We start from the raw sequence: 24,341 nt of genomic DNA, 5'->3' as shown, positions 1-24,341 counted from the left end.
GCTGTGGAGTGCCGCGTTGTCCCTACTCACAAGTAAAGGCGAGGCATATGCCTCGCCTTTACTTGTTCTATTTTCATCAATGCGCCGTTGCAGTTGGCACAGTTGCGTCCGAAGTCTTTGCGGCAGCCGCCGCTGCTTCTTCGGCAGCTTCGTCCCACTCTATGGGCTCTGGCTTGCGAACGAGGGAATGTTCCAGAACTTCCGAAACGTGTTTGACTGGTATGATCTCCAAACCTTTTTTCACGTTATCGGGAATTTCAGCCAGGTCTTTCTCGTTTTCTTCAGGAATAAGAACCGTTTTGATTCCACCCCGAAGTGCCGCGAGCAGCTTCTCTTTGAGCCCGCCTATCGGCATTGCGTTGCCACGCAACGATACCTCGCCCGTCATCGCAATATCCTTACGCACAGGAATACCGGTCAGGACTGAGACAATCGAAGTCACCATCGCAAGACCTGCCGAAGGGCCATCTTTAGGCGTCGCGCCATCGGGCACGTGAACGTGTATGTCCAGCTTGTCAAACTTCGGTGGCTTCACCCCGATTTTAGGCGAAATTGACCGCACATAAGACGAGGCCGCATCGATGGATTCTTTCATCACGTCGCCCAGCTTACCGGTGGTTTTCATCCGCCCTTTGCCGGGCAACTTTAGAGCCTCGATATGCAACAAGTCGCCACCCACAGACGTCCAGGCCAGACCAGTGACAACACCCACTTGATCATCCTGTTCTGCAAGGCCGTACCGGTACTTCGGCACACCTAGGAAGTCATCCAAATTGTCCGGCGTCACCGTGACCGACTCCGCCTCTTTTTTGATGATCTTTGTCAGCGATTTACGCGCCACTTTGGCAATTTCGCGTTCAAGACTCCGCACACCCGCTTCACGGGTGTAGGTACGGATCATCTTTTGCAGCGCCTCGTCGGTCAGCTCAAATTCCTTGGCCTTCAGACCATGGTTCTTGACTTGCTTGCTAATAAGATGCTGCTTGGCGATCTCACTCTTTTCCTCTTCGGTGTAACCGGCCAGCGGGATGATCTCCATCCGATCCAGTAGAGGCCCAGGCATGTTGTAGCTGTTCGAGGTGGTCAGGAACATCACGTTGGACAGGTCATATTCGACCTCAAGGTAGTGGTCCATGAACGTGTTGTTTTGTTCCGGGTCCAACACTTCCAGCATGGCCGAGGCTGGATCGCCACGGAAGTCCTGCCCCATCTTGTCGATCTCATCTAGTAGGATGAGCGGGTTCGTGGTCTTCGCCTTTTTCAGCGCTTGGATAATCTTACCAGGCATCGAACCAATATAGGTCCGACGGTGACCGCGAATCTCAGATTCGTCACGCACCCCACCCAGCGAGATGCGAATGAATTCGCGTCCCGTGGCTTTTGCAACAGATTTACCCAGCGAGGTTTTACCCACACCCGGAGGGCCGACAAGGCAGAGGATTGGGCCTTTCAGCTTTTTCGAGCGCTGTTGAACAGCCAGATATTCGACGATCCGCTCTTTAACTTTCTCAAGACCGTAGTGATCGGCATCCAGAATATCCTGCGCACGACCCAGATCCTTTTTGACGCGGGATTTGGTGCCCCACGGCAGTGACAGGATCCAGTCCAAATAGTTGCGCACAACGGTTGCTTCTGCCGACATGGGCGACATGTTCTTGAGCTTCTTCAGCTCACCTTCCGCCTTTTCGCGCGCCTCTTTTGACAGCTTGGTCTCAGCGATTTTTGCTTCCAGTTCGGCGACCTCATTCGAGCCGTCCTCACCATCGCCGAGTTCCTTCTGAATCGCTTTCATCTGCTCATTCAGATAATACTCGCGCTGCGTCTTCTCCATTTGGGATTTGACGCGGGTCTTGATCTTTTTCTCGACCTGCAGAACCGACATTTCGCCCTGCATCAGGCCATAGACTTTCTCAAGCCGCTCGCTGACCGAGAGTGTCTCAAGCAGCTCCTGCTTTTGCTCTACCTCAATGCCCAGATGGCCCGAAACGAGGTCTGCCAGCTTGGCAGGTTCAGTGGTTTCACCCACAGCAGTCAAAGCTTCTTCGGGAATGTTCTTACGCACCTTGGCATAGCGCTCGAACTCATCCGCGACGGTACGCAGCAGCGCTTCGGTCGTGGTGACGTCACCCGGAATTTCCGTTAGGTATTCGGCGCGCGCCTCGAAAAACTCTTCGTTTTCAAGAAATTCGGTGATTTGCACACGGGCTTGGCCTTCGACCAGCACCTTAACAGTGCCGTCGGGCAGCTTCAGCAATTGCAGAACGTTTGCCAGAACACCGGAGCGGTAAATTCCGTCTTCGGCCGGGTCATCGTCACCCGGATCAATCTGGCTGGATAGCAAAATCTGCTTGTCGTCTTGCATCACTTCTTCAAGTGCGCGGACGGATTTTTCCCGACCCACGAACAGCGGCACGATCATATGTGGGAACACCACGATATCGCGAAGCGGAAGTACGGGGTACGAGGAATTCAGAGGCTCTTGCATGCTCAATCCTTATCGTTGGCAAGATGGCTCCGGTCCCTGTTCAGGCAACGCTCGGCCATCTCCTGTCTTGGACGATAAAGGTGGGGCCTCATCGCCCTTTTTCAACCTTACCGCCATGTATCAAGAGTCAGAATGACGGTTGTGTTCGACAAGGGCAAGGCGACAAACTACACGCCATCGCAATTTTCTGGAAAAACCACGCGCTTACATACGCGGCAACGCAAAGCTCCAGCAGTTTTTCAAGTATCATCAAATTTTAACCACAAACACGTCATGTTGCGCCCCAGATCAACCATTAGTTGCTTGTCGCAAAGAGTTTTCATTTAAACTGAGTTGACCATGCTAACCCGCATTTTCTTACAGTACCGCCGGTTCATTCTTTGCAGCCTGCTACTGTCAGTGTTTCTTTTGCTAAGTTTTTTGCTGGGTTACGCAGATTGGCCGGAAGACGTAAGGGGGCCACTTGCGCCAGTTGCATTTGCACTCACCATCGCAATCTGTGTCGGCGCTCCCCTTATTGTATTTTCGCTTTTTGCAACTTTCATGCTTCCTTTGATGGAAGTTTGGTTGGTGTCTTTGATTTTATTGATGCTGGTTATTGCGCCCGTTCGCGCTTTCCTACCGCCAGAAACGTTGCCGGGATGGGTTGATTGTGTCGTGTTAGCGGCCTTGAGCATCCTAATTTATCTGGCTGTCTACGGTTCCTGGTTCGGTGGCGTAATGAAGAAAGACATGAAAAAGCGCACAAAGACTTTTCGCTTAACCGGTGACCCTGAAGACATCTGGAACGCATTCTTCCCGAACCCTGACAAACCGGGCCAGTACTATTGGGCGAATACACAATTCCTGCCTTCGCCAATTGGCAGTGACGCAAGCTTTGTCATGACGCTCCCTCGACGCGGAGATCTTGAAAATATGACGCAAGAAGTCTTCGTCGAATACGCAGTGCCTTTTACTGAGTTTCGTTTTAGCACTCGCTCTCTGCAAGGGTGCTCGGACCCAAACCAAATTATCGAAGTTAAAATTACACCAAATGGGAAAAAGTGTCGGGTGGATTATTCGCGTCAACTGGTGGATGTTCCCCTTGGGAAACGACTGTTTCTCTACTTATCCAACGACTTTCGCGACACAATTTACAGCATGAAACGCCGTTTTTCCGGGCGTCGTGACGGCTCTCTCCAAGGGCGCCAAATGCTGCGCGGCTAAAGTGGTTCTATATCGCCCTGCGCGCGTTGTGCATGGAACTCTGCCTGCCATGCCTCAAACGTCCCAGCGGTGATAGCATCCCGCATGCCCTGCATGATCTCTTGGAAGTAATGCAGGTTGTGCCAGGTCAGCAGCATGCCCGAGATCATCTCGTTGGACCGGAACACATGGTGCAGATAGGCCCGCGAATAGTTTGAGCACGCGGGGCAAGAACAGTTTTCGTCGAGGGGGCGCGGATCATCCGCATGGCGCGCGTTTTTGATGTTCACGACACCGTAACGCGTGAACACCTGCCCTGTACGACCTGACCGCGAGGGCAAAACACAGTCCATCATGTCAATCCCACGCGCGACAGCGCCAACAATGTCGTCGGGTTTGCCGACTCCCATAAGATAGCGCGGCTTGTCCGTTGGAAGGTAGTCAGGTGCATAGTCGAGGCAGTCGAACATGGCCTCCTGTCCCTCGCCCACGGCAAGACCACCAACCGCATATCCCTCGAAACCGATTGCCTTTAGCGCCTCGGCGCTTTCTTCGCGAAGGTCTTTTTCCAACCCACCTTGCATGATGCCAAACAATGCGTGACCCGGCCGATCCCCAAAAGCTTCACGCGATCGGTCCGCCCACCGCATCGACAGTCGCATGGATTCGGCGATGCGGTCCCGGTCGGCGGGTAAAGCTGGGCATTCGTCGAAACACATTACAATGTCTGACCCCAGTAGGCGTTGGATCTCCATCGACCGTTCAGGTGACAGTTCGTGTTTGGAACCGTCCACATGCGATTTGAACGTCACTCCCTTTTCGGTGAGCTTGCGCAACCCAGCAAGTGACATGACCTGAAATCCACCCGAATCCGTCAGAATGGGTCGTTCCCAATTCATGAATTTGTGAAGCCCACCCAGACGGTCGATGCGTTCAGCTGTGGGGCGCAGCATCAGGTGGTACGTGTTGCCCAACAGAATGTCTGCCCCGGTTGCGCGAACACTTTCCGGCATCATTGCTTTCACCGTTGCCGCAGTCCCTACTGGCATAAACGCCGGAGTGCGCACTTCGCCACGCGGGGTATGGATCACACCAGTCCTGGCCTTGCCATCGGTTGCTTGCAGTTCAAATGAAAAACGCTCGGTCATGTGTCGCCTCGGGGTCGCTGAACCGGGTGCATGTGCCCGATCTGTCCAACCAATGCAACCCGTCAGGGCAGCGAGGCAACGCGCTCGGTAAACAGGTGCACGACCCCTGCCCCGTCTACGTCCCGACAGACACTGATGGGTGGCCGAGATGGATCAGGACGCGTTGCGCCGATTTCCGCGCCTTCGGTCACTACCGCTAGACCGGTTTTTACCGTCTCAAACATGGGTTCATGCGTGCAGGCAATCACGGCTGTTGAATCATGAAGACCACAGCCTTCAAGCCCACCAACGTCTTTGTAAAACTGCAGGTAGAACCGAGAGATATCCCGCAAAAACCCGCCCATGTTTAGCGATCGCTTGGCCAACTGTTCGAAGTCCGCTGTTCGATAAAGGGTTTTGAGTGTCACATCCAAACCCACCAGCACAGTTTCAGGTGGAGCTGCGAAGACTTCATCAGCCGCCTTTGCATCGTGATAGATGTTTGCCTCGGCATGGGGTGTGACATTGCCCGGACGGTAAACCGCGCCTCCCATGATCACCAAACGTTTGATGTTGGATGCAAAGGCTGGGTCCAACCGCATCGCTTCGGCAATATTGGTCAACGGACCAACTGCGCAAACAACCAACTCATTTTTATGCAGGCGTGCCATATCAACCAGGAATTCAGCGGCTGACATCGGGTGATTTACCCCGACCTCGGGTATGCTGGTGATATCACCAAAGCCTTCCGAGCCGTGCACATGTTTGGACGGAGAGTGCGCTTCCTGCCCAAAAGCGTACGCGGCACCTTCGGCCACCGGAACATCCGACCCAAGCTTGTTCAGCAAAAATCTAGCATTGCGGCTGGACTGATGCACATGCGTGTTTCCAAAAACTGTTGTTAGACCAATCAAGTCGATCTCGGGCGCAGCGAATGCGTAGGAAATGGCCATGGCATCGTCGATGCCGGGATCAGTGTCGATAATAAGTTTCATACCGATCCGATATCTCAAACATATCGGGATGCAAAGCGGTCACAATCCGAATATTCTGCTGCTTAACTGGCTCTTATAAGATTTGCTTCCGCGCCCAACCCCTTCATACCAGAGTTGAAATTTGCGGACTCAACCCCCACATGTATACCATCGTACACAATAAAAGAGGACAGATATGACCGAAGACCAGATTATTGGATTGCTGACGTCGAACATTATCTACGTGCTGGCGGCAGTTTTGATTATCACCGTCATCTTCAAGGGTATCAAAATCGTACCTCAATCCGAAAAGTATGTGGTCGAACGGTTTGGGCGCCTTCACTCTGTGCTTGGCCCCGGTATTAACTTTATCGTTCCTTTTCTGGATGTTGCACGCCACAAGATATCCATTCTTGAACGCCAATTGCCGAACGCAACGCAGGACGCGATCACGAAAGACAACGTTTTGGTGCAAATCGACACCTCAGTGTTTTACCGCATCCTTGAACCCGAAAAGACCGTGTACCGTATCCGTGACGTAGACGGAGCGATTGCTACAACTGTGGCCGGTATCGTTCGGGCGGAAATTGGTAAAATGGACTTGGATGAAGTGCAATCCAACCGTGCGCAACTGATCACCCGCATTCAGGAAAGCGTCGAAACCGCCGTGGATGATTGGGGGATCGAAGTGACCCGTGCTGAGATTCTGGACGTAAACCTTGACCAAGCCACCCGAGACGCGATGTTGCAGCAGCTGAACGCTGAGCGCGCGCGTCGTGCGCAGGTGACCGAGGCCGAAGGTCAAAAACGCGCGGTCGAACTAAGCGCTGACGCCGAGTTGTATGCAGCTGAGCAAACCGCAAAAGCGCGCCGCATACAGGCCGAGGCAGAAGCCTATGCAACCGGTGTGGTCGCCAAAGCCATTCAGGATAACGGTATCGAAGCCGCGCAGTATCAGGTTGCTTTGAAACAAGTCGAAGCGCTGAATGCTCTTGGAAACGGCACCGGATCCCAAACCATCGTTGTGCCCGCCAATGCACTCGAAGCCTTTGGAAACGCTTTTAACATGCTGAAAGGACGCAAATAATGGCTGATCCCTTCTGGCTAACCTGGTGGTTATGGCTTGCCGGAGCGCTTGTCCTTGGCATCCTTGAGATCGTCCTACCCGGATTTATCTTTCTAGGCTTTGCAATCGGAGCCGCCGTCACCGGACTGTTGCTGATCATTCCAGCGGTCACTCCGTCGCTACCGATCCTGTTGCTTATTTTTGCGGTACTGTCGTTGGTTGCATGGCTGACGCTTCGGCGTATCTTTGCCCTTCCACATGGTCAGGTGAAAAAGTTCCGACACGACATCAACGACTGAATGATGCCGACGCCCCTTTTTGGGGGCGTCATTGCACCTCTGGACGCTGCCGTTGGTGTTCCCTATATAAATGCTCAGGTAACAAACCCGAGGCACGAATGACTCATCCGAGTGAACAGTTTGAAGGCACGCCGCTGATTGCGCCTTCAAGCATTGAACATCCCCTTTACGACACTGTAGTGGAAGCATGCCGCACGGTGTTTGATCCTGAAATTCCCGTAAATATCTACGATCTTGGGCTTATCTACACGATTGATATTACTGCGGAAAACGCGGTCAATGTTATCATGACGCTGACGGCACCAGGATGCCCCGTTGCAGGTGATATGCCTGGCTGGATTGTTGAGGCGATCGAGCCCGTAGCTGGCGTTAAAGAAGTTGACGTTGAACTGACTTGGGAACCGCCCTGGGGTATGGAAATGATGTCTGACGAAGCGCGTCTGGAACTGGGCTTTATGTAAAGCTACGAGCTAAACCTTTGTCGCAAAATATTTATTATATTTTTACAAAGGTTTAGAAAAACCGTTACTTAGACCGAGAATAGTCCCGGCGTGCTTGCACTTGCATCCCGAATAGCTAAGCACGGGCTGAACAATTTCTTGTGTCCCCCAAAACAGTCCAACTCAATACTCGAATAACAGACCGCTCTTGCCCGAGGGCGGTCTTTTTCGGTTTGCCCGAACGATTATTGAACGCCACAAGTGGATTTGATTTCTGCAGCTCGATCATCCAGTGCTTTGACGTAGTCCCCTGACAACATAGACAACCTTTTGTTTTCAGTGCCCGTTATTAACCCCAACAGCGCTCCTGCCGGTAAAATGGAAACCACACTCTCCACTTGTTGATCCTCGGCGTGCTTTTTTTCCGCCGCTATCGCCCGCAAATCGCCTTCGGCGGTCGCACAATTGACCGGGTGCCTTTTGGGTTCGGTGTCAGCCGATACCGGTCCTGCAGCGAAAGAAATCGCTACAATAAACACTGCTATAGCATTGTTTTTGAATGGTAGTTTATAATTAATCATCTTGCCTCTTCCCTTAACGACCCGAAAGAAAACTCGTACGATCAGCTAAGGTCACACTGTTTCAAAAGGCAAGCTTCATTATAGAGGCGACGAAAAGTTAGGTAAGAATGGCTGCTATGTCTTGAGCCCTTGCCTAGTCGGCACTAAGTTATAGCGTACGCGAAAACGGAGATCACTATGTTCGGCATTCCCGGCAAACAAGCCGTGACCATGACGCCAAAGGCAGTAGAGCAGATTGCCCGCTTGATGGAATCTGGCGGCCATGCAGGGCTGCGCATTGGCATCAAGAAAGGCGGTTGTGCCGGTATGGAATATACCATGGACTATGTCGAGCAAGCCGATCCGAACGACGAGGTTGTAGAACAAGGTGGCGCTCGCGTTATGATCGCCCCTATGGCTCAAATGTTCCTGTTCGGCACCGAAATCGATTACGAGGTCTCACTTTTGGAAAGTGGCTTCAAGTTCCGCAACCCGAATGTTGTCGATGCATGCGGATGCGGCGAGTCGATCAAGTTCGACGAAGGACTTTCACCGCAAACCTAAGATGCCTGCAAGTGTACGTAGGTTTCGTTAAACCGACGTGTCAGGTGATCGCCAGCGCTGATAGTAAAGTCGGCATTTGGCGGTGCCACGTTGGTGTCGTACGACGGGTTAAAGAATAGCGGCACTGACAAACGCTCTTGCGAGCTTCCAATCACCCGGTGCAGCGTGGCCTTGACCCTTCCAGCGGTCCAAAATTCAAGCATCTCACCGAAGTTTATGACGAACTGACCAGGCTCGGCTGTGACATGCTCCCAGCTACCATCCGGCATGCACACTTCAAGCCCAGCGGTTCCGTCGGTCGCCAGCAACGTCAGACAACCATAATCCGTATGAGCGCCTATCCCGAAATCACGATCACCCGCCCAATCCGGGCGCTGCGGATAGTAGTTGCCGCGTAAAAGCGCCATCGGCGCATCGAATGCGTCATTGAAGCTGTCAGCCCTTTGCCCAAGTGCAACCGCTATTGCGCGAAGCACCCGCATGGCCACCGCACATGCATCTGAATAATATGCCTCGATGATTTCTTGGAATTCTTGTGGGGTCCGAGGCCAAAGATTTGGCGCATAGACGCTTAGGCCCGCGTCTGCGTAGGGACTGTTAGAAGGCAGTTCAAATCCGCAATCGAACACTTCCTTGAAATCAGGATTCGCGTCTGAATCTACCTGTTCGGAAAGCGGTGCGCCCCAGCCTCGATTTGATCCGGTATGAGCCATATCCACCTGCATCTTTTGTGCGGCAGGTAAGTGGAAGAAATCACGGTAAACCGAAATCACTTGACGCACCCGATCACCGCTTAGACCCGTGTTCGAAACGGTTAGAAAGCCAACCTCGCTCATTGCACGCGACAGTTTAGCCATCTCTGCTGGATCACGTTGGTCCAATTTCTCAAGGTCAAGGTTTTCGATCATTCGCTCTTTCCGGGTATCGGGCTGCAGGTAGAGTTCTGAACTCACGCAGCAACCACAATTGTCAGATTCGACTGACGGTGTTATCCGGTTCTTAAATTAGGAACAATCTGGGAGTTTGGAATATGCGGCGCAAGCTGGCGGCTGGTAATTGGAAAATGAATGGAACCACGGCAGCGCTGAGCGAGTTAGAGGCTCTGGCGCGCGCTTATCCCACCCCATCGATTGATGTATTGATCTGCCCGCCATCCACCCTACTGCACCGAGCTTCAATCGTCGTGCGCGATACCGAAATCACCGTTGGCGGCCAGAATTGCCACACAGAAACTTCGGGCGCGCACACGGGTGACATCAGCGCGGACATGCTGGTCGACGCTGGCGCGAGCGCAGTCATTCTGGGTCATTCCGAACGCCGCGAAGATCACGGTGAGCAAAACGAAGATGTTCGTGCCAAAGCGCGTGCAGCTATGGATGCGGGGTTGAAAACAATTATCTGCGTAGGTGAAAGCCTGGAGCAGCGTGAGGCTGCCAATACGCTGGATATAATCGGCGGCCAATTGTCAGGATCAATCCCGGATCAGTCGACTGGTGAGAACTTGATCGTGGCATACGAACCCATCTGGGCCATTGGCACCGGGAAAGTACCCACACTTAATGAAATCGGTGAAGTACATGATTTCATCCGTAACCGTCTCGAACGGCGGTTTGGTGAAGGCGTTGGCCGGTCTGTGCGCTTGCTTTATGGCGGCTCAGTCAAACCCTCTAATGCAGAAGACATATTCGGTGTCTCAAACGTAGATGGTGCACTGGTTGGTGGTGCTAGCCTGAAGGCGCAGGATTTTTCAGGTATCATCGACGCTTTGCAAAAGGCCTGAGCGCAAGCTCAGGCCAATTTCATCGTTACAAGACCCGTAACGATTAGAACCGCAGCGATGATGCGAGCGGCATTTACCGTTTCGCCCAACAACATGATGCCGACCAAAAACGCTCCTACCGCGCCGATGCCGGTCCAGATGACATAAGCCGTCCCTAAAGGCAGCGTGCGCATTGCCATCGCCAGTAATCCGAAAGACCCGATCATGGAAACGCCCATGATCGCGGTCGGCCATAGCCGTGTGAAGCCCGCAGACTGCTTCATGGCAACCGCCCAAACGATTTCCAGCAAGCCAGCGAGAAGTAAGAAAATCCAGGACATAAGGACACCTCGAACAAATTCGGGTCGTCCCGAATGATCACCCATTGTGGGGAGGTCGTCCTCTAGAGTCGATATGGGAGTACCAAGCACGACTTCAAGTGGCCTGCAAAGAAAAAGGCCGGGCAGTTTGCGCTGCCCGGCCAGAAGCAAAGTTTACCCTCGCTAATTCGTAATGATCTCTGGCCCCATGAAGGTGTTGGGCAAGAAGGTCGATATCCACGGTATGTACGTCACCATGATCAGGAAGACGAACAGCACAGCCAGGAACGGCAGCGCCGCCTTGACGACTTTCATCATCGGCATCCCCGCCACGCCCGAGGTTACAAACAGGTTCAGACCGACCGGAGGCGTGATCATCCCGATCTCCATGTTCACCACCATGATGATGCCCAAATGGATCGGATCGATACCCAGCTCGATCGCAATCGGGAACACCAGCGGTGCCACGATGACCAGCAGGCCCGACGGCTCCATGAACTGACCACCGATCAGTAGGATCACGTTGACCACGATCAGGAACGTAACCGGACCCAGACCCGCGGATAGCATGGCGCTGGCGATATGCTGCGGCACCTGCTCATCAGTCAGTACGTGTTTCAGGATCAACGCGTTTGCGATGACGAACAGCAGCGTCACGGTCAGTTTACCGGCCTCAAACAGCGTGTGCTTGGTGTCGGGGTGAAAGAATGCTGTCACCAGGGCATAGGGCTTTTTCATCAGCGACAAGTTCTTCGCGCCCTCTTCTGTGCTCAGTGGCCCCATGTCCTTGTAGACGAAGCTTGCGATGAAGAAGGCGTAGACAGCGGCAACTGCAGCGGCCTCCGTCGGTGTAAAGATACCGCCATAAATGCCGCCTAGAATGATGACGATCAGGAACAGCCCCCAACCGGCCTCGCGCGCCGAGGTGAAGATTTCCCCCCAACCTTTCCAGTCGCCTTTAGGCAGGTTCTTGACCTTGGCCATGACGTAGATGGTGATCATCAGCATCAGACCCGCCATCAGGCCAGGAATAACACCCGCTAGGAACATGCGCCCGACCGAAACCTCAACGGCCGCCGCATAGACAACCATCACGATCGACGGCGGGATCAGGATGCCCAGCGTACCTGCGTTACAGATCACACCGGCAGCGAACTCCTTGGAATAGCCCACCTGCCGCATCCCTGCGATGACAATCGAACCGATGGCCACAACAGTCGCCGGAGACGACCCGGACAACGCCGCAAACAGCATACAGGCAAAGACACCCGCAATCGCCAGACCACCCGGCAGGTGCCCTACACAGGCGATTGAGAACCGAATGATCCGCCGTGCCACGCCACCTGTCGTCATGAAGGATGACGCAAGGATGAAGAACGGAATCGCCAACAGAGTGAAATGCCCTTCAAACGCCTCAAACAGCGTTCCTGCGACCGAGGCCAGCGAACTGTCGGAATAGATTAGCAGGAACAGGGTCGAACTAAGGCCCAATGAGACCGCGATCGGAACACCGATCAAGAGCAGGCCAATGACCATAGAAAAAAGAAGTACTACGTCCATCAGTCATGCTCCCCCTGCTGAGCGCGCACTTCTTCAATCTCGTCTTCAACTTCGTGGCTTGCGACAAGGCGGTCTGTTTCTCCACGCCAGATCTGCAGAGCCACTTGCGCAAACCGGATTACCAGCAGCAGCATCGAAAGAGGCAGAACAAAGTAGGGAACGACCTTTGGCAGTTTCTCGTAAGATTCTCCGTAGTTGATCATCTCTTCCAGGAACCGCAGTGGCGCGACCATGGGAATGTCGTCAACTTCGTAGAAACTCTGACTGCGTGCATCAAAATTGAACCCTGTGGGGAACCAACGGCCCGAGGTGGGCGGCAAGTCAGCGAACACGGCCCAATAGTCATAAGCGCCTTTGAGCATTAGTAGTGAGAACACCAGACAGCATGCCACAGCGATCAGCGCCAGAATTCGCCTCGGTGCCGGTGCAAGCATATTCAGGATCGCGTCGACACCTAGATGTGCGTGCTTTTTTACCGCGTAAGACGCCCCTAGCAGCACTAACCAGCCAAAGGTGAACACTGTCAGCTCGAGCGCCCACAGAATGTTAGAGTTGAATACAAACCGTGCAATCACGTTGGCAAAGGTCACAGCCGTCATAAGGCCCAGCAACAACGCAATCAGGGTTTCTTCGATATGGTCGACCAGCCCGCCTTGGCCGGGTTTCGCACCAGACATCTTTCTGTCCCCGCAATTTTTTTGTGATGAGAGTGTTAGCGGGCGGGCCTAGATGTGGCCCGCCCGGCCTGCGCGTCTATAACTCCCCAGCCCAAGACGCGTGGCCTCAGTCGGGTTTAGAACCCAGCGTTGATCGCCTGAGCAGCGTCGATCTTGTCCTGACCAACGTCGCCTGCGAACTGATCCCAAACCGGCTTCATTGCATCAACCCAAGCTTGGCGCTGTTCAGGGTTCAGTTCGCGGATGATACCGCCTGCATCAGTAATCGAGACCTTGGCAGCTTCGTTCACGGCAAAGGCTTCTTTGTTTCGGGTCTCAGTCACTTCGCTCAGAATAGTAAGGAATTGATCACGGACTTCCGGATCAAGGCTGTCCAGCCAGTCTACCGAAGTTACAACCAGGTAATCGATGATTCCATGGTTGGTCTCGGTAATGCCGTCTTGAACCTCAAAGAACTTCTTGCCGTAGATGTTCGACCAGGTGTTTTCTTGGCCATCAACAACGCCCTGCTGCAGCGCGCCGTACACTTCCGAGAACGCCATTTTCTGGGGGCTACCACCGATAGCTTCCATCTGCGCCACAAGCACGTCCGAAGACTGCACGCGGAATTTCAAACCATCTGCATCCGACGGATCAACCAAGGGTGTGTTGGCCGACATTTGCTTCATGCCGTTGTGCCAGAATTCCAGACCCTGCAGGCCGCGACGTTGCATGCTGTCTTTCATAGCCTGACCGTCTGCCGAAGCCTGAAATGCGTCTACGGCGTCAATGTTTTTGAACATGAATGGCAGATCAAAGAGACGGAACTGTTTGGTGAATTTCTCAAACTTCGAAAGCGAAGGGGCTGCAAGTTGCACGTCGCCTTGCAACATTGCCTCCAGCACTTTGTCGTCGTTGTAAAGCGTCGAGTTTGGATAGACTTCCATACACATCACGCCTTGCATCTCGTCATTGACGCGCTGCTCCAGCAACGATGCGGCGATACCTTTTGGGTGTTTGTCGGTGTTTGTTACGTGCGCGAATTTCACGACGATTTCACCGTCATCACAGGCCGCCATACCTGCAGTCGCGGTTACGCTCAATGCAAGCGCTGTTGCAGCTGTTGTCAGCAGTTTCATCAGTCTATTCCTCCCAGACTTCTAGATCTTCGTTTCGGCGCCGGTTTAACGCCGCATGCCGCGCAGTGAACCGAATCGATGGTCACTCCTCAATGTTTTGTTGCGCCGCCCAAGTGATCACTTTTTTTCTTTATAAAACAGCATATTAAAAATCGCTTTTCGTATATATTTTTTCGGCGCGACGAACTTTGTGCGAAAATCCGCACAGGCGTATTGGCTGTTGTGCGGATTTTCGCACCTTTCTCGAATCATCTACGCAGAATCACATCTTTGACCACACCCACCAATCGCAGTCCGCGCCTGCGAACGGATAGGCTCAACCATTTTAACCTTATGAAAATAAGCTAAAAGAGTTCTGGAACACTCCTTGCTACCTTCGATAATCCTCAGGACGAATCTGATAACGGGCCAACTTATCGTAGAACGTTTTTCGCGGCAGCTTCAGCGCTTTGGCTGCGTCCGAGGCCTTTCCATTGTGTCGCCCCAAGGCAGCTACCAACAAAGACCGTTCCACCCTGGCCATTTGTTCACTCAATCCCAGATCGGTGGCCTGAGTAACCTCCTCCGGCATACCCAAAACAAACCGCATTGCTGCCGACATGAGCGACCGCGCGTTTCCCGGCCAGTCACTAGCCATCAAAGATGCAAGATGCTCCGAGGATATCTCAGGCTCCGCAATACCAGCCTGTTCTGCAGCCTGCGCAACGTAATGGCGAAAAATTACAGGGATATCATCCGGCCGCTCGGCCAAAGATGGAATGCGAACCCGCATGACATCCAATCGATAGAACAGATCCGCATGAAATCGCCCCTCGGCAGACATGAGGGACAAATCCGCCGTTGTGCCTGCAAGAATACGTGCGCTGACCCCCTGCTCCACCAACTCGAGCGCGGCGTATTGCGTGGCTTCTGGCATCGCCGAAATCTCATCCAGAAACAAGGACCCTCCGGCGGCGTCTTCACAAACCTGAACCAGAGCGTCTGGTGTCAAACCCGATGAAGGCCTTTTAACAAACGGACCTTGCCCGTAGGGCGACATCAGGTGCACAACTTCAGCCACCTTTGAAATCCCGCTGCCTGGAGGGCCTGTTACAAGAACCTCCGCCCCTGTCGGCGCCACCGAGCGAACTCGCTCTCGCAGCGCTTCGGCCTGAGAAGACAACCCAAACAGCAAGCGAGCGGCGGGATCGCCGCGCTCCAATTCGTGTTTCAGAGCGCGTTGTTCCAGTATTTGGGTCCGGGCAGAAAATGCCCTACCCAAAACCTCAAGCAGGTCCGCGGCGGCACATGGCTTTTCCAGAAAATCGAAAGCACCCTGCCCCATGGCCCGTACCGCCATTGGAATGTCACCCTCACCGGTCAACAAGATGACGGGCAAATCCGGGTCAATCTCACGCGTGTAATTCAATAAGTGAAAGCCATCTCTACCCGGCATCCGGATATCCGATATTACTACCCCCGGAAAATCTGCACGAATATGATCTTTGGCAGCCACAAACGACCCGGCTGAAACAGGATTGTAGTCAGCTAATTCCAGCGTCTGAGCCAGCGCCTCTCGAACTGCGGCGTCATCATCGACCAAAAGAACTTTGCGCATCATGCCACTTTGTCTTTCCGATAGTATTCAAGCTCAACAGTAAACTCTGCACCATTGTGAACGTTGGTTCCTCGGATATTTCCACCGAAACTCTGAACCAAACCATATGAGATCGACAAACCAAGCCCCATCCCGTCGGACGATCCCACAGCCTTAGTTGTATAAAACGGTTCAAACAATTTCTCGGTATTCTCGATGCCTGGGCCGATGTCTCGCACTATTACGGCAAGCTTTTCTTTGGCGTCTATTGTTATGTGAATTAGTCGGTCGTTCTGCTGGCTCATCGCGTCTGCGGCGTTATTTATCAGGTTTACAAACACCTGAACCAATCGCACCTCTCCGCCCCAAGCAAACACGGGGTCTTCAGGACGTTGCCAGTTCATCGCAACCCCATCCGCCTTCAATCTAGCCTCAGTCAACTCAACGGCTGTGTCGATGACCTGAACCAGATTGACTTTGCCCATTGGTTCACTTTCGTTACGAGCAAAAGCACGTAAGTTTTTGATGATACGCGCCATCCGGGCAGCCATGTCGGAGATGCGGGTCAGATTTTCTGAGGCCTTTTGTTCCCGCCCTTTAGATAAAAAAGCAGCCCCGTTGTCGGCAAATTGCTGGATCGCCATCAATGGTTGGTTCAATTCATGACTGATGCCCGCCGACATCTGCCCCAAGGCACTGAGCTTGCCTGCCTGAACCAACTCCTCTTGGGCGAGTTTCAGTGCAGCTTCGGCCTCTTGTCGTTCGTGCACTTCTCGTCGCAGGGCGGTGTTGGCGACGGTCAGGTCGCGTGTTCGTTTCGCGACACGGCTTTCCAGAACGACGTTCGCCTCGGCCAAAGCGCGCCGGCGTTCGGTAGCCAAGAACAACAGCGCCCCGAATGCAAGACAGATTGCTGCAACGGTCGCGGCTTGTAGCCCGGCCAGCCGCCGTGCCGGAGAAACATCAACCAATACTTCGGCTGTCATGTCGATCACGGGCAAATCCAACATCAGATGCAAGGCACGACTAGGTAAGTATCGGCCCCAGTTCATCGTCCAAAGCTCATGCGAGCCTACCCAAGATGATCGGAAATAGACCTCTCGCGCTTCTGGCGGTGTCAGTCCACTCTGCCCGTCATCGCGTCGCCAAAACAAAAGATCAGAGCGGTTCGAGATAAAAACCACACCCTCTGCATCGACAAAGAAAACTGCTTCGGTACTGCCTCGCCACGTTTGTTCTACGTCCTGCACGTCTGCAACGACCATCAAGGCGCCTTCTACCTGTCCCGCGTCATCAAAAGCCGGAGCCGCATACGAGTAGAATCGATCACCGTTTGTCGGCACCACGCCATGTGCGCTACCCAACGCGCCTTGCAACGCACGCTGGAAGGCGGGGTGTCCTTCCATGTTGACCTCTGGCACAGGCTGCGCGGACGTCAGCACCTGACCAGACCGGTCCAAATACATCATGTTGACCGCCGCCGTCTTGTCTGCCACGTCCAATAACAAGGCCCGAGCAGCACGACGCTCATTCGGAGTTTCAAGCGAACGTAAGGCGGGATGTTTGGCCATCAGCACCGCAAGTTCTTGGTAAACCTGCATCTGTGTACTCAGCCTATCAGCTGCCAGCTCCAAATCCGCTTCAGCTTTTTCGCTCAACTGGGATAAAGCCTGACGATAGCCATAGGACCACACTCCAACGGACAACAGCCCGACGGCAAAAAGAAATCCTAGGATCACCGCTACCCTTTGCATAACTATGGGTCTTGCATTCGACGCGCCGCATGGCAAGTCTGTGCAGCATGAAGACGGTGTTCCAGTCCCCGCTTGATCCGGGTTTCGTTCAAAACCCTTACCCATTCTATGACAGGGCCAGAGCTGAGGGCGATTTTGTCTATTGGTATGATTACAAAAAAGTCGCTGCGGTCTCGCACAGGGCTGTTCAGCTATTGTTGAAAGATCGCCGCTTTGGGCGCGAAACTCCAGCTGACCTAAAAGTCCCCGGTCCCGCGCATTTGGCTTCATGGTTGGTCACCGAAGAAAATTCTCTTTTAGAGGTCGAACCACCGCGACACACACGCATTCGAGCTTTGGTCATGCGCGCCTTCACGTCGCGTGCAATCACCGCGCTGGAACCGTCTATAACTGACCTTAGCCACACGCTGATCGACCGCTTTCCAAGCACGCCCTTTGATTTACTGGACGCGTTTTGTACGCAGGTTCCGGTAATCACCATCTGCCGACTTTTAGGCACACCCGAGGAGATGTCGCCCGACCTGTTGCGTTGGTCACACGCGATGGTTGCTATGTATCAAGCCGGCCGCACACGCCAGACCGAAGACGCGGCGGAGACCGCTGCGCAGGATTTCACTGCCTTCCTCGGCGGATACATCGATCAACGTCGCACCGAGCCGAGAGACGACTTGATTACGCGCCTGATCGCTGCTGAAGAAGATGGCGAAAAACTCTCACATGATGAACTCATAGCAACCTGCATTCTATTGCTAAATGCCGGGCACGAAGCCACTGTCCACTCGTTGGGAAACGGCGTGAAAACGGTTCTGGAACACAGACTTAACCCAGACGACCTTGCGCTCGATGGGTTGGTCGAAGAAATACTGCGTTACGACCCTCCGCTTCATATGTTCATGCGCTATGCCTATGAAGATGTAGAAGTCTTTGGACAGAGCTTTAAGCGCGGCGATCAAATCGCGTTGCTGCTAGGTGCCGCAAACCGGGACTCAACTGTTTGGGCAGATCCAAACCATTTCAATCCGTCGCGTCCAGTTATCACCAACTCCAGCTTCGGGGGCGGCCTTCATTTCTGCGTCGGAGCCCCGCTGGCACGGTTGGAAATGCGTATTGCACTTAGGGCCCTATTCGAGCGGTGCCCTAACCTGCGCCTGAGCGGCAAACCGGAATATTCCTCCACTTACCATTTTCACGGGCTGACCCGGTTGATGGTTGAGGTTTAACTCTGCTCAGCTTTCGATCAGAGCGTTCAAAGGCAACATGGTTGTGGACTTGATCTCTTCCATAGACAATAACGCCGTCACGTTGTGGACGCGCACTTCGGAAATCAGTGTCTGATAGAATTCGTCGTAAGCGCGCGCATTCTTGACCCGAACTTTCAGGATATAGTCGATATCCCCCGCCAATCGGTGCGCCTCTTGCACTTCTGGGCGATCTCGCAAGGCTTTGAGGAACTTGCGCTGCCACTCGGCCTCGTGTTCCGACGTACGGATCAGGACAAAGAACGTCGCTTCAAATCCAAGTGCTTCGGCGTCCAGCAAAACTGTCTGCTGACCAATGACCCCTGCCCCTTTCAGCTTGCGGATTCGATTCCATACAGGGGTCTTGGAACTACCTACACGGGCTGCTATTTCATCCAGCGATTGGCTGGCGTCCCGCTGCAGCTCGACCAGAATTTTCCGATCCGTGTCATCAATCCGCACCGACATTCCAATTTTCCCTTCGTTTCGGAACTTACGTCCCTGATCTCGAACGCGGCAGAACGTTTGTTCTTATTTGAGCGCCCATATGGCGTAATTACGGGAATATTTCCTATATTGCAATCCAAGTCAAACAAACGGAATCACTCATGCAACTTACGCAATCATATGATGGCAAAGGACACGTCGACTTTGTCGGCGCAGGTCCGGGTGATGCGGAATTGCTAACGCTTAAGGCGCTGAACGCCCTCGAGCGCGCTGATGTCGTTTTGCATGACCGCCTGATAAGCGCCGAGGTGCTGGAACTGGCAGGCAAGACGGCCACTCTGGTTGATGTTGGCAAGGCGGGATTTGGGCCTTCTTGGAGGCAGGAAGACATTGACGCCCTAATGGTTGAATACGCCCTGAAAGGCCAGCGCATCGTGCGCCTGAAATCCGGCGACCCGACCGTATTTGGCCGTCTGGATCAAGAGATCGAGGCGGTCGAAGCTGCCGGTATCTCGTGGCAGATTGTTCCCGGCATCACAGCAGCATCTGCCGCAGTCGCGGGCATCGGTCAAAGCCTGACCCGTCGGGGACGAAATTCGTCAATTCGTTTCCTGACCGGCCACGACATGAAGGGTTTTGCTGATCACGATTGGAACGCGCTTGCGCGACCTGGGTCCGTAGCGGCGATCTATATGGGCAAAAAGTCGGCCCGATTCATACAGGGTCGCCTGATTATGCACGGTGCTGACCGTGAAACACCGGTGACTCTGGTCGAAAACGCGTCGCGTATTGATCAACGCGTTCTGGTAACGACGCTGGACAATTTGCCCAGTGACTTGAACGCCGCCGAAATGGACGGCCCAACCCTCACTTTTTACGGCCTTGCCCCGCGACAGGCGGCTCAGGCTTTGACCGAATTCAAGAAGGAGCACGCCTGATGGCCCGCGCATTTACCCCCAAAGTGGTCACCGCCAACGATCTGCTGGAAGGCGACGTTATTTACCTGACTGAAGATGACCGCTGGTCACGCGAATTGTCGGAGGCCGAGCTGATCACAGACGAGGCCCACGCACAGGTCCGTCTGCTTGATGCAACACGCCAAGCCAACAAAATCGTAGGCGCCTATCTGGCCGATGCCGTCTCAGGTGCCAACGGTCCCGAACCCACCCATTTCCGCGAGGACTTCCGCCGTACCGGACCGTCCAACTATGCCCACGGCAAGCAGGAAAAACCAACGCAGCCCCGGGCCTAAACTTCGGCCCTCTCTCTCCCCTTCAAGGCCCCAAGGTTTCGGGGCTGCAACTAAGGACAGCTAGACATGTATCGCTACTCCGAGTTCGACACAGCATTCCTGGAAGAGCGCAACAAGCAGTTTCGCGCACAAGTCGAGCGCCGTATTGACGGATCGCTGACTGAAGACGAATTCAAACCCCTGCGCCTGATGAACGGCCTGTATCTGCAGCTGCACGCTTATATGCTGCGGGTTGCTATCCCCTATGGCACACTTTCAAGCGCGCAAATGCGCCAATTGGCACTGCTGGCGGAAAAGTGGGACAAAGGTTATGGCCACTTCACCACCCGTCAAAACATCCAGTACAACTGGCCAAAACTAAAAGACGTGCCAGACATGCTGGACGCGCTGGCTGAAGTTGGCATGCATGCCATTCAGACCTCGGGCAACACTATTCGGAACGTGACAGCGGACCATTTCGCCGGAGCTGCGGCGGACGAAGTCGCTGACCCGCGACCCTATGCGGAACTGCTGCGCCAATGGTCAACCGACCACCCGGAATTCCAGTTCATGCCGCGTAAGTTCAAGATTGCCATCACCGGCAGCGAAAACGACCGTGCCGTCATCAAGGCGCACGATATCGGCCTGCAACTGGTTGAGCGTGACGGCGTTCTAGGCGCGCGCATTCTGGTCGGCGGCGGTCTGGGCCGCACACCTATGATCGGCAAGGAACTGTCAGAGTTCGTCGCTTTTGATGACCTGCTGGCTTATTTGGAAGCCACCGTTTCGGTTTGGAACCAGATCGGACGCCGTGATAACAAGTATAAAGCGCGTATCAAAATAACCGTGCACGAGAATGGTATCGACACCATCCGCGCCAAGGTCAACGAACGCTATCTGAAGATCCGCCCGCAATTCAAAGGCGCAGACATGAACCTGCTGGAAGAGATCAAGGGTCACTTCGCTGCCCCTGCCTTCCGCGAAGGTTCGGTAGCTTCTTTTGAAAGCGCGTACGCTAACGATCCGGTCTTCCGGTCATGGGTCGACACCAACATCGCACCGCACAAGAATGCGGATCATGCGATCGTCACGATTTCGATCAAAAAGCACGGCGCAACACCGGGTGATGCAACGGCTGAACAAATGCGTGTCATGGCCGATCTGGCCGAAGAGTTCGCCTATGACGAGCTGCGCATCAGCCATGAGCAGAACGTGATCCTGCCGCATGTCCACAAGTCGGACCTGCCAGCGATCCATGCGAAGCTGAAGGAATACGAACTGGCCACCGCTAATATCGGCCTGATCAGCGATATCATCGCCTGCCCCGGCATGGATTACTGCGCGCTGGCGACGGCCCGCTCGATCCCGGTTGCCCAACAGATCGCGACCCGCTTTGACGAGCTGAAGCTGGAACACGATATCGGACACCTGAAGATCAAGATTTCAGGCTGCATCAACGCATGTGGTCACCACCATGTCGGACACATCGGCATCCTGGGTCTGGATCGTGCAGGCGTCGAGAACTATCAGATCACTTTAGGTGGTGATGGTACTGAAACCGCAGCCATCGGTGATCGTACTGGTCCCGGCTTTGCCTATGATGAGATTGTTCCGGCTGTTGAACGTATCGTAGACACATACCTGAACCAGCGTGAGAGCGCCGAAGAAACCTTCCTGGAAACTTACCGCCGTGTCGGTATGGCTCCGTTCAAGGCAGCGCTCTACCCCGAGGCTCAGGCGAATGCCGCTTGACCTGATCCAAACGGAACTGGGCAAGGACCGAAGCGAACTGACCGAAAAGGTTGAGGCGCTGAATGCCCGGTTCCGCCACCACAGCGCCCATGACGTCATGCATGGCGCGCTGGAGGAGATCGAAGAGCTTGCTCTGGTCTCCAGCTTCGGGGCGGAATCGGTCGTGTTGCTACACATGGCAGCAGTGGTCGACAAGATGACCCCGGTGCTGTTCGTGGACACGCTGATGCTGTTCACCGAAACGTTGGAATACCAGCAGGAAGTCAGTGAGCGTTTGGGTTTGAAAAACGTCCAAATCATCCGCGCCGAGGATGAGGATATACAGCGCGAAGACCCTTATGGCGCATTGCGCCTGCGGGACATGGATGCGTGCTGCAACCTGCGAAAGACCTTCCCGCTGCAGCGCGCATTGACGGGCTTCGATGGCTGGATTACCGGACGCAAACGATTCCAGTCGGGCAGTCGCGCCGCGCTAGACTTCTTTGAGGTTGAAGACGGTACTGGCCGCATCAAGGTTAACCCTCTGGCCCATTGGGCACCCGAAGATGTTCGCGCCTATATGGAAGAAAACAATCTGCCCCGGCATCCGCTGGTGGCCAAAGGATACCCTTCGATCGGTTGTGCGCCCTGCACTTCACCGGTCAAAGAGGGCGAAGACCCCCGCGCCGGACGGTGGCGCGACCAGAACAAGGAAGAATGCGGCATCCATTTTGTTGACGGCAAGTTGGTGCGCGCCGGAGAGAAAACATGAACGTAATCGTATCGGATACGGGGTTCGCCCCTGATGATTGGACTGACGGCTTTGTCACACTGGAAGACGCAGCGAACGACATCGTCGCTCTGGACGTTTCATCTGACACTGACCCGGATGAACTGGTTGACCGACTAGGTAACGCCCAAATGGTGCGCGTTGACTTTCCGTCCTCGTCGGATGGGCGTGGCTTCACCATTGCGCGGATTCTGCGACTAAAGGGTTATACCGGTCGCCTGCGTGCCAAGGGGCACATTCTTGCGGATCAGTACGCCATGGCCCGCCGCAGCGGTTTTGACGAGGTCGAGATCGACAATGAGTTGGCCACTAGACAACCCGAAGACCAATGGTTGGCACGTGCCAACTGGAAGGACCATAGCTATCAAGCCCGCCTCCGCGGCTAAGACAGCAAGCGGTAACATTTAAGGGACGTGGGGGCACATGCCCCTTTTCCTGACTTGGATCAAAGATTAAACGGAGATGTCGGTTTACCTCACCGGCAGTGAAACGATGACAGAGATGAAACCCGTGACCGAAGCCACCGCCGTAAAGGCCCCTGTTCTGCCGGACGCCCAGACCGTGACCGATGTGAAGCATTGGACCGATAGCCTGTTCTCGTTCAAGGTGTCCCGCCCTGCCTCGCTGCGGTTCCGCTCAGGTGAGTTCGTGATGATTGGCCTGCTGGGTGACAACGGTAAACCGCTACTGCGTGCCTATTCCATCGCATCTCCTTCGTGGGATGAAGAGCTTGAGTTCTACTCAATCAAGGTGCAGGACGGTCCGCTGACCTCAAAGCTGCAGCACATCAAAGCGGGTGATCAGATCATCCTGCGACCCAAGCCCGTTGGAACGCTGGTGCACGACGCGCTGCTGCCTGGTAAGCGCCTTTGGTTCTTTGCCACCGGAACAGGCTTTGCGCCGTTTGCCTCGTTGCTGCGCGAGCCGCAGACCTATGAGGACTATGATGAGATCATCATTACTCATACCTGCCGTGAAGTGGCCGAGTTGGAATATGGGCGACAGCTGATCGAAAACATTCGTCAGGACGAAATGCTGGCCGAGCTTATGGGCGAAGGCTTTGCCGACAAGATCCGTTACTACCCGACCACTACCCGGGAAGAGAGCCCTAAGATGGGCCGTATCACTGAACTGCTTAAAGACGGCACAGTGTTTTCTGACCTGGGCATCGAAGGCGGCATCAACCCCGACACCGACCGCGCGATGGTCTGCGGTTCGCTGGCCTTTAACCTGGACATCAAGACAATCCTGGAAGAGTTCGGCCTACGTGAAGGCGCCAACTCTGAACCCAAGGAATTCGTGATCGAAAAGGCTTTTGTGGGCTGATCCATTCGTTCGGGCCACCGGAATGATGGTGGCCCGTGCAAAAACCCGCTGCAAAACCTGTGAATTTCAGCCGTTTCGACGCGGATGGCGCTTGAATCAGGGCGCGGGGCGGTC

At 54.2% G+C, this 24,341-nt stretch carries 25 protein-coding genes; 13 read left to right on the top strand and 12 right to left on the bottom strand.

The genetic code is table 11. From position 1 onward, the window contains the following. Positions 1-76 precede the first annotated feature (76 nt). Positions 77-2,485 (bottom strand): endopeptidase La, encoded by a 2,409-nt coding sequence (lon, locus tag ACR0L3_RS05615; protein ID WP_480744322.1) that lies wholly within the window; start codon positions 2,483-2,485, stop codon positions 77-79. A 567-nt stretch (positions 2,486-3,052) separates the two neighbouring features. Here lon and ACR0L3_RS05610 point away from each other — a divergent pair. Then, positions 3,053-3,691, top strand: a complete 639-nt coding sequence (locus ACR0L3_RS05610) for a hypothetical protein (protein ID WP_480744321.1) — start codon at positions 3,053-3,055, stop codon at positions 3,689-3,691. Here the strand turns inward: ACR0L3_RS05610 and tgt are convergent. Then, a complete protein-coding gene (gene tgt, locus ACR0L3_RS05605; RefSeq protein WP_480744319.1) occupies positions 3,688-4,818 on the bottom strand; it encodes a tRNA guanosine(34) transglycosylase Tgt in 1,131 nt (376 codons plus the stop codon). The genes ACR0L3_RS05610 and tgt overlap by 4 nt on opposite strands. Before the next feature lie 62 nt (positions 4,819-4,880). Further along, entirely contained in the window at positions 4,881-5,792 is a 912-nt protein-coding gene (locus ACR0L3_RS05600; protein ID WP_480744318.1) for a nucleoside hydrolase, read from the bottom strand. 175 nt (positions 5,793-5,967) lie between these two features. Here ACR0L3_RS05600 and ACR0L3_RS05595 point away from each other — a divergent pair, with 175 nt between their 5' ends. The 3 genes from ACR0L3_RS05595 to ACR0L3_RS05585 all read left to right on the top strand — a co-directional run bounded on the left by ACR0L3_RS05595 (position 5,968) and on the right by ACR0L3_RS05585 (position 7,597). Continuing rightward, a complete protein-coding gene (locus ACR0L3_RS05595; RefSeq protein WP_480744317.1) occupies positions 5,968-6,858 on the top strand; it encodes an SPFH domain-containing protein in 891 nt (296 codons plus the stop codon). Beyond that, entirely contained in the window at positions 6,858-7,136 is a 279-nt protein-coding gene (locus tag ACR0L3_RS05590; protein WP_480744316.1) for an NfeD family protein, read from the top strand. Before ACR0L3_RS05595 ends, ACR0L3_RS05590 begins: the two co-directional genes overlap by 1 nt. 98 nt (positions 7,137-7,234) lie before the next feature. Continuing rightward, the gene (locus ACR0L3_RS05585; protein WP_480744314.1) at positions 7,235-7,597 is read left to right on the top strand and encodes an SUF system Fe-S cluster assembly protein; all 363 of its coding nucleotides are present in this window, start codon (positions 7,235-7,237) and stop codon (positions 7,595-7,597) included. A gap of 224 nt (positions 7,598-7,821) precedes the next feature. On the opposite strand, the gene ACR0L3_RS05580 is transcribed toward ACR0L3_RS05585, so the two are convergent. Further along, a complete protein-coding gene (locus ACR0L3_RS05580; RefSeq protein WP_480744312.1) occupies positions 7,822-8,157 on the bottom strand; it encodes a hypothetical protein in 336 nt (111 codons plus the stop codon). Positions 8,158-8,334: 177 nt separating this feature from the next. Here ACR0L3_RS05580 and ACR0L3_RS05575 point away from each other — a divergent pair, with 177 nt between their 5' ends. After that, positions 8,335-8,700, top strand: a complete 366-nt coding sequence (locus tag ACR0L3_RS05575) for a HesB/IscA family protein (RefSeq protein WP_480744310.1) — start codon at positions 8,335-8,337, stop codon at positions 8,698-8,700. Here the strand turns inward: ACR0L3_RS05575 and ACR0L3_RS05570 are convergent. After that, the gene (locus tag ACR0L3_RS05570) at positions 8,697-9,608 is read right to left on the bottom strand and encodes an isopenicillin N synthase family dioxygenase (RefSeq protein ID WP_480744309.1); all 912 of its coding nucleotides are present in this window, start codon (positions 9,606-9,608) and stop codon (positions 8,697-8,699) included. The two genes, ACR0L3_RS05575 and ACR0L3_RS05570, sit on opposite strands and share 4 nt — an antisense overlap. A 122-nt stretch (positions 9,609-9,730) precedes the next feature. Between ACR0L3_RS05570 and tpiA the strand changes: the two genes are divergently transcribed. Next, positions 9,731-10,480, top strand: a complete 750-nt coding sequence (tpiA, locus tag ACR0L3_RS05565; protein WP_480744307.1) for a triose-phosphate isomerase — start codon at positions 9,731-9,733, stop codon at positions 10,478-10,480. Positions 10,481-10,488: 8 nt separating this feature from the next. Here the strand turns inward: tpiA and ACR0L3_RS05560 are convergent, their stop codons facing one another. From ACR0L3_RS05560 to ACR0L3_RS05535, 6 genes are all read right to left on the bottom strand, one after another. Further along, the gene (locus tag ACR0L3_RS05560; protein WP_480744305.1) at positions 10,489-10,800 is read right to left on the bottom strand and encodes a DMT family transporter; all 312 of its coding nucleotides are present in this window, start codon (positions 10,798-10,800) and stop codon (positions 10,489-10,491) included. 162 nt (positions 10,801-10,962) lie between these two features. Beyond that, complete coding sequence (locus tag ACR0L3_RS05555; RefSeq protein WP_480744304.1) at positions 10,963-12,339, bottom strand: TRAP transporter large permease; 1,377 nt, start codon at positions 12,337-12,339, stop codon at positions 10,963-10,965. Next, positions 12,339-13,016 (bottom strand): TRAP transporter small permease, encoded by a 678-nt coding sequence (locus ACR0L3_RS05550; RefSeq protein WP_480744302.1) that lies wholly within the window; start codon positions 13,014-13,016, stop codon positions 12,339-12,341. The genes ACR0L3_RS05555 and ACR0L3_RS05550 overlap by 1 nt, the downstream gene beginning before the upstream one ends. Positions 13,017-13,132: 116 nt before the next feature. Next, positions 13,133-14,134: a DctP family TRAP transporter solute-binding subunit gene (locus tag ACR0L3_RS05545; protein WP_480744300.1), complete on the bottom strand. Its 1,002-nt coding sequence runs from the start codon at positions 14,132-14,134 to the stop codon at positions 13,133-13,135. Between the two features lie 370 nt (positions 14,135-14,504). After that, complete coding sequence (locus ACR0L3_RS05540) at positions 14,505-15,734, bottom strand: sigma-54-dependent transcriptional regulator (RefSeq protein ID WP_480744298.1); 1,230 nt, start codon at positions 15,732-15,734, stop codon at positions 14,505-14,507. Further along, positions 15,731-17,464 (bottom strand): sensor histidine kinase, encoded by a 1,734-nt coding sequence (locus ACR0L3_RS05535; protein WP_480744297.1) that lies wholly within the window; start codon positions 17,462-17,464, stop codon positions 15,731-15,733. The genes ACR0L3_RS05540 and ACR0L3_RS05535 overlap by 4 nt, the downstream gene beginning before the upstream one ends. A 47-nt stretch (positions 17,465-17,511) precedes the next feature. On the opposite strand from ACR0L3_RS05535, the gene ACR0L3_RS05530 reads away from it, so the two are divergent. Then, positions 17,512-18,684 carry a cytochrome P450 gene (locus tag ACR0L3_RS05530; protein WP_480744673.1) on the top strand — a complete coding sequence of 391 codons (1,173 nt, stop codon included), beginning with the start codon at positions 17,512-17,514 and terminating at the stop codon, positions 18,682-18,684. Between the two features lie 6 nt (positions 18,685-18,690). On the opposite strand, the gene ACR0L3_RS05525 is transcribed toward ACR0L3_RS05530, so the two are convergent. Beyond that, positions 18,691-19,170 carry an Lrp/AsnC family transcriptional regulator gene (locus ACR0L3_RS05525; protein WP_170324770.1) on the bottom strand — a complete coding sequence of 160 codons (480 nt, stop codon included), beginning with the start codon at positions 19,168-19,170 and terminating at the stop codon, positions 18,691-18,693. 140 nt (positions 19,171-19,310) lie between these two features. Here ACR0L3_RS05525 and cobA point away from each other — a divergent pair, with 140 nt between their 5' ends. The 6 genes from cobA (at position 19,311) to ACR0L3_RS05495 (ending at position 24,227) form a co-directional block, all read left to right on the top strand. Next, the gene (gene cobA, locus ACR0L3_RS05520) at positions 19,311-20,087 is read left to right on the top strand and encodes a uroporphyrinogen-III C-methyltransferase (RefSeq protein WP_480744295.1); all 777 of its coding nucleotides are present in this window, start codon (positions 19,311-19,313) and stop codon (positions 20,085-20,087) included. After that, positions 20,087-20,401, top strand: a complete 315-nt coding sequence (locus tag ACR0L3_RS05515) for a DUF2849 domain-containing protein (protein WP_480744294.1) — start codon at positions 20,087-20,089, stop codon at positions 20,399-20,401. The genes cobA and ACR0L3_RS05515 overlap by 1 nt, the downstream gene beginning before the upstream one ends. Before the next feature lie 66 nt (positions 20,402-20,467). After that, positions 20,468-22,132 carry a nitrite/sulfite reductase gene (locus ACR0L3_RS05510; protein WP_480744292.1) on the top strand — a complete coding sequence of 555 codons (1,665 nt, stop codon included), beginning with the start codon at positions 20,468-20,470 and terminating at the stop codon, positions 22,130-22,132. After that, positions 22,122-22,883: a phosphoadenylyl-sulfate reductase gene (locus tag ACR0L3_RS05505; protein ID WP_480744290.1), complete on the top strand. Its 762-nt coding sequence runs from the start codon at positions 22,122-22,124 to the stop codon at positions 22,881-22,883. Before ACR0L3_RS05510 ends, ACR0L3_RS05505 begins: the two co-directional genes overlap by 11 nt. After that, the gene (locus ACR0L3_RS05500; protein WP_480744288.1) at positions 22,880-23,287 is read left to right on the top strand and encodes a DUF934 domain-containing protein; all 408 of its coding nucleotides are present in this window, start codon (positions 22,880-22,882) and stop codon (positions 23,285-23,287) included. Before ACR0L3_RS05505 ends, ACR0L3_RS05500 begins: the two co-directional genes overlap by 4 nt. A 106-nt stretch (positions 23,288-23,393) precedes the next feature. Continuing rightward, on the top strand, positions 23,394-24,227 hold the full coding sequence (locus ACR0L3_RS05495; RefSeq protein WP_480744286.1) for a ferredoxin--NADP reductase: 834 nt from the start codon (positions 23,394-23,396) through the stop codon (positions 24,225-24,227). Positions 24,228-24,341 lie beyond the last annotated feature (114 nt).

The organism is Ruegeria sp. CK1, from assembly GCF_056536545.1.
Note: the sequence above shows the minus strand (reverse complement) of the source record. Positions and strands in the feature narration are given on the sequence as shown.